The sequence below is a fragment of the Gammaproteobacteria bacterium genome, assembly GCA_027296625.1.
In the GTDB taxonomy this organism is placed as follows: domain Bacteria; phylum Pseudomonadota; class Gammaproteobacteria; order JAKEHO01; family JAKEHO01; genus JAKEHO01.
Genome location: JAPUIX010000019.1, coordinates 1 through 3,655, shown reverse-complemented (window position 1 = coordinate 3,655; position 3,655 = coordinate 1). Strand labels below are relative to the sequence as shown.

At 55.0% G+C, this 3,655-nt stretch carries 2 protein-coding genes; one reads left to right on the top strand and one right to left on the bottom strand.

The genetic code is table 11. The features are described 5' to 3' along the window. Nucleotides 1–366: 366 nt before the first annotated feature. Nucleotides 367–1,704, top strand: coding sequence for a hypothetical protein (locus O6944_00885; protein ID MCZ6717708.1), 1,338 nt, complete (start codon nucleotides 367–369; stop codon nucleotides 1,702–1,704). Nucleotides 1,705–1,883: 179 nt separating this feature from the next. Here O6944_00885 and O6944_00880 read toward each other — a convergent pair whose 3' ends face one another. Continuing rightward, the gene (locus O6944_00880) at nucleotides 1,884–3,539 is read right to left on the bottom strand and encodes a right-handed parallel beta-helix repeat-containing protein (GenBank protein ID MCZ6717707.1); all 1,656 of its coding nucleotides are present in this window, start codon (nucleotides 3,537–3,539) and stop codon (nucleotides 1,884–1,886) included. Nucleotides 3,540–3,655: the final 116 nt, after the last annotated feature.

The following is a 3,655-nucleotide window of genomic DNA, read 5'->3' as shown; positions in this document are numbered from 1 at the left end:
TGGGTCACGAGCAGACTCCACGGTCACTGTGTCGATACGTCCGCTCTTAGGGCTGAAGCGGACGTAATCGGCGGAAAAGCGGGCGTTGAAATCGAAGGTCTGCTTTCCGCCCGAGAGCGGACATTCTCACGGCAAGCTCAGAAGGTCCGTTTATAGCCAAAACCGGACTTCGGGGCTCTTCACCGGATTTGTGGTGAAACACCCTTCGTGCTACCATCGTCGGCAACCTGGGGGAGCCACCTGGGGAATCTCAGCTCACTCAACCTATTCATTCTTGAATAGACACTAAGAGATGATAAGGTTAGGTCTTATTAACAATTCACTTTGCCTCCTGTGATTTATTGAACGTTGAGAGAATACAGAATCATGGAACCGGTAGCACCGAACCGAGCCAGCCCCAAGGCAATAGCACGCGAGGTTGCTTCACCGCCGATCCGCGCCCTGGTTCTTGGGACCGAGCATCCTCGTAGCGCGGCAGTTATCCGCTCTTTCGCCAAGCGGGGAATCCCCGTGGACGTAGCTGATCATTACTCTCCGCCAACCGCGCTTTGGCGAGGTTCACGGTACATTCGGGATCGCTGCTTGCTAAACGGAAACCATACTTATGTGGTCAACACCCTACTTAAGATTGGTGAGACGGGCGGTGGCCTACTCGTCCCGACAAATGAATATTACCTGACCCTCGTTTCCCAGAATCATGCTGCGCTTTCCAAAGTCTTTACCGTTACGGTACCGCCTTGGGAGATCTTGATGCCCCTGATGGACAAGGTGGAAGCCTGTCGGCTCGCGCGAGAAGCTGGAATTGAGGCTCCCCAACATTTCAAACCCTCTAACATGACTGAACTGGAGCAGGTACTAGCAAATCTTGATTTTGAGGAGCGTGCCTACGTTCTGAAGATCCGCATGTGGGATATAGGCGCAGCCGATGCCGGGACCCTGCGTCGAGTTGCCTCGGCAGGGACGGACGCCACGACGGTGCGTGCGAGGTGCGAAAAGATCCGTAACGATACTGGTGAGTACCCTCTTATCGAAGAAGTGGTGACGGGCGGCGCAGACAACTGTATCGGCGTCTCAATGGTGGTCGACAGAAACCATGAGCCGGTAGTGGCCTATTGTGTGCGTCGAATACAGCTACAGCTATACGCCAAGGGTCGGTCCAAGCACCCATACGAACTCGGCGCCAATGCCTATTGTGAAAGCGTTTACGACCCAGAAGCGATCGAACTAGCCACTCGTTTCGTACGCCATACCCGTTACACTGGCGCTGTCACGGTGGAGCTGAAACGGGATTCTGTCGATAAACGCTTGAAATTCATCAAGGCCGACTGTCGGTTCGTACGGGCTACTAGGCTTTCCACGGCGATAGGATTAGACATGCCCACCGCGCTGTATCAGGTGTTCTCGGGCGCCAATATTGAAAAGTCGTATCCAAGAGATTACCGGGAAGGAGTGAACTGGATCTGGCTTGAGGCTTACGTTTATTCTTTATGGAAAAACCGCCGTGACATCAGCCTGGGGCGCGAGCTTTGGAGCCTTGCGAAGCGACTGCCTAAGGTGCAAGCGTGGGCCTACTTTGATTGGCGCGATCCCCTTCCCAGCTTCATTCTGGTAATGACCGCACGCAGGCGGCTTAAAATGCTAGAAAGCGGGGATACACGTTCGGCCGTGCCCGGAGCGAAGCCAGAGCGGGCGGCATCCGGTTAGCGAAAACCTAGGGCCCAGCTACCGCAGATCCCGTTTAAGCCGAGATGCCCGAGAAGGCTCCCCTGGTTGCCAACGATGGTAGCACGAAGGGCGTCTCGGGCCTTGTGGCCTTATCGGATACTCTTGGGCTCACCTGCTCCAACCGAATCCGCGGCCCGGATAGGCCCAAAATCTGCCGCCTACCAGCGAGCGCCATATCTCGGGATTGGGGCGCCGCGCTCATATGCCCCTAGGTCCGGCGCATCGCCGCTGTATCCGTCGTTGATGTTGAGAATCCTGACGCCTGCGTCAATTGCTTTCGAGGAAGTTTTCAAAATGACGTTCTGTGGCAAAGCGAAGCTCGTATAGTCCGGCCCGAGTGAGATCGTGCTTTCAAACGGGACCCGCCTGAGGAAGACACCGTGGCGCTCATAAGTTCGATCGCGACCGAAAGGATGGTAGCCGTTGTAGTCGAACACCGCGTCACTTATGGGCGCCTCGAACCGGACACCACGCGACCGGGGTGCCAGACTAACAAGGAGATTGTTCTTCAAATGGAAGTTCTGGACGGGGCCGTTGTTGTACTGCACCCAGAGCCACTCATCGGCACCCAGTGTTTTTACCGAGGTGTTATGGAGCAAGTAAAACCCGGAGGGTGAATCATTGAGTTTAAACGGCATTCGTGCCTGGTTTATCCCGACATTCCTAAACGCGAAGATCGGCCCACCGGTGTCGTAATTGTGCTGAATGCTAATCAGCGTGGCAGAGTTCGTGACTCTGTTCTCGAAGGCCCTAACATTGCGCTCGCCATCGTCTAGCTCGATGCCGTCGTCCCCAGTCCATAAAACTTCGTTTCTGTAGAAATCGATTGATCGATTTGGAATATCGCTGAAGCGACTCAGCCCCAGCGCATCACCGAATCCAGACAATGTATTGTGGAATATTGCGTGCCCTTCACCGGTAACGGCGATGCCCTCATCACCCCATGTGGACCGGTCGATGACCGGCCACGAGTTTCGGCCTTCAAGAACATTATCATAGATGGTAAAATTACGATTCGTACCGTGGGTGAGCAAGATACCCTTGTCGACATCAGTGATCCTCGTCCGGCGAATGACTGTCCATTCGCTGTCCCTGGCAAGTATCCCAATGCCTGATTCACCTGCTTCGACGGTAACATCCTCAAGGGTGAAGTAACTGCCATGGATCTGAAACCCGTGCCCGTTCTGACCCCTTAAGATTACGGCGTCCCGATCACTACCCCGGACGAATATCGGATTCCCTGGAGTACCGTTGACACCACTCTCAACTATGAAGTCGCCAACATAGGTCCCGGGCCTAAGCGTAATCACGTCTCCAGGTGCTGCTCTCGCAAGAGCGTTCGTTAGCTCCGAAGCATTTGAGACATTGATGATATTTGGTTTCGCAGGGACCGACTTAGGTAACCCACGCGTTGCGACAGTAAGTGTCTGGACTGTGTCGCCGCCATCGGCATCGACAACGCTGATCCTGACCTCATAAGTCGTGTTTTCTTTAAGCCCGAAGATGCTGCCGGCAAAGGACTCCTCCCGCGCGACATTCGCAAACTCCGGGCGCACACGTAGAAATGGAAGACCCGGGATCCAGCTGGCCACCCCTTGTTCGCGATATTCTACCAGGGCGACCGCATTGTAGTTATCGTCACCACTAATGATCGGGAGATTGAAGCCGAGCGAGACAAGCGTCGGCTGATCCACTTCGACAGTGCCGATCTCGATGCCCGGTATGCCAGGGCCAATTTCGTCGACGCCTTGGCAGGCCGCCAAGACGAAGGCGCTTAGAATCGCAAAAGTTGGTCCAACTGCTCCTTTCCTCATATGAGGCGCCTCGCACTCACCTCCGTGCTCATCCTGAGCCTTGTGGCCTTATCGGATACTCTTGGGCTCACCCACTCCAGCCGAATCCGCGGCCCGGATAGAACATGATACCGACG